Raw genomic sequence first — 2,024 nt, 5'->3', positions numbered from 1 at the left:
GACCTGCTGGAGAAGGCGAAGCACGGCCCGGTCGAGGACGCCGACTTCATCGCCTGCATCAAGGACTCCCTGCCCTACGCCTGGGAGGTGGTCAGCGGACTGGCCGAGGGCGCCCGGACCGCCGAGTCCGGCTTCGAGACGAACGAGGTGCCCCCGCCCGGCGAACAGGAGAGGGGCCAGCTGCTGCGCCTGCTCGCCAGCGACGCCATGCGCGGCGCGGTGGAGCGGCACTTCGGCCTGCGCCTGGCCTTCCAGAACTGCCACCGCGTGGCCCTCTTCGCGCCCGGGGCCGAGGAGGCCCGCGCCGAGTTCACCTCCCCGCGCGCCCAGCTGCTCAACCAGTCGCCCGAGCTCGTCGACTGCTAGAGGCGGTCCTGTCAGGGGTGGTCGCGCCCTCCGGGAGGGGCGGTGCTCCCGCGCCGCGGCCGGGGTGCGGCGGCACCGCCACCGCCGCACCGGATGACACCGAGTGCCCGACTCGGGCATCCCGTGCGCGGGACGGTTCGGCCGGGCCCGTAGTCTGGGCGTATGGTGCAGGAATTTGACAAGGTCGGTGTCGTCGGACTCGGCGCGATGGGCGCGGGTATCGCCGAGGTGTTCGCCCGCGCGGGGTTCAACGTCACCGGGGTCGAGATCGACCAGGCCGCCGTCGACCGCGGCCGTGCCCACGTGGACCGGTCCCTCTCGAAGGCGGTGGACAAGGGCAAGCTCACCGAGGACGAACGCACCGGGATCGACGCCCGGCTGACGTTCACCACCTCGCGCGAGGACCTCGCCGACGCGGACTTCGTCGTCGAGGCCGTCCCCGAACGGATGGACATCAAGAAGGACGTCTTCGCGGACCTGGACCGGATCTGCCCGCCCGGCACGATCCTGGCCACCAACACGTCCTCGCTGTCGGTCACCGAGATCGCCGCGCTCACCGGCCGCGCGGACAAGGTCGTGGGGCTGCACTTCTTCAACCCCGCCCCGGTCATGAAGCTGGTCGAGGTCATCACCACGGTCTCCACCAGCGCCGAGACCGTCGACGTGGTCTGCGAGGTGGCCAAGCGCATCGGCAAGACCCCCGTGGCGGTCGGCGACCGCGCCGGGTTCGTGGCCAACGCCCTCCTCGTGCCCTACATCAACGACGCGATCCGCCTGTACGAGCGCAAGGTCGCCACCCGCGAGGAGATCGACGCCTCGGTGCAGAAGGCCGCGGGCCTGCCCATGGGCCCGCTGGCCCTCGCCGACCTGGTCGGCCTCGACATCTGCCTGGCCGTCATGGACGTCCTGTGGGAGGAGTACCGCGACCGGCGCTACGCCGCCTCGCCGCTGCTGCGCCGCATGGTGGCCGCGGGCCGCCTGGGCCGCAAGTCCGGCCAGGGCTTCTACGCGGGCACCGACGACGCCCCCGAGCCCCGCCCCACCGGCCGCTACGCGCAGATGATCCAGGAGGAGGAGACCCTGGACCTGGGCGAGGTCCTCCTCGCGCCGCAGATCGACGACGCCATGCGCATGGTCGGCGACGGCTACGCCTCCGCCAGGGACGTCGACACCGCCATGCGCTTCGGCTGCGGTTACCCCAAGGGCCCCACCGAACTGCTGGAGGAGCGCGGCGCCGAAGCCGTGGTCACCACCCTGGTCGCGATGGGCGAGTACGGCCTCACCGACATCCCGGTGCCCGCCCCGCTGCTGATGGACCAGCTGCCCGACGCGCCGGAGGGCGAGGGCCACGGCGGCTGCGCCTGCCACGCCTGACGCGCCGAGCGGAGGCGTCGCCGTCGCGGGGCGCGGGCCCCGGGTCCGCGGTACGCCTCCGCGCCGGCCCCGCGCCGGGCACAGGAGCGCCACGGCGCACGGGACCGCTCCGGCCACCGTGCCGGGCCGCCCGTCGCGCGGGGAGGCGAAGACGGCCGCCGCCGATCCTGTGGCGGCGGCCACTGCCGGTCCTCTTCTAACCTGGACGGTGTGAGCCCGCGCCGTAACTCTCCCCGCCGCACATCCGCCCGGGGCCGCAAGGCCCCCGGCGGCGCCCCCGACGA

General features: G+C 73.8%; 2 protein-coding genes. Both read left to right on the top strand.

Annotation, left to right across the window (positions count from 1 at the left end; genetic code table 11):
• The coding region (locus DQW06_RS13525; protein WP_117198571.1) for an SCO5389 family protein at positions 1–366 on the top strand (366 nt) is incomplete at its 5' end.
• A 162-nt stretch (positions 367–528) separates the two neighbouring features.
• A complete protein-coding gene (locus tag DQW06_RS13520; protein ID WP_013151407.1) occupies positions 529–1,740 on the top strand; it encodes a 3-hydroxybutyryl-CoA dehydrogenase in 1,212 nt (403 codons plus the stop codon).
• Positions 1,741–2,024: the final 284 nt, after the last annotated feature.

It is taken from the genome of Nocardiopsis sp. TNDT3 (assembly GCF_003427465.1).
In the GTDB taxonomy this organism is placed as follows: Bacteria; Actinomycetota; Actinomycetes; order Streptosporangiales; family Streptosporangiaceae; genus Nocardiopsis; species Nocardiopsis dassonvillei.
Note: the sequence above shows the minus strand (reverse complement) of the source record. Positions and strands in the feature narration are given on the sequence as shown.

Excerpts from the sequence above, each read along its gene's own strand:
- DQW06_RS13520 (WP_013151407.1), top strand. The coding sequence starts at position 529 with ATGGTGCAGGAATTTGACAAGGTCGGTGTCGTCGGACTCGGCGCGATG.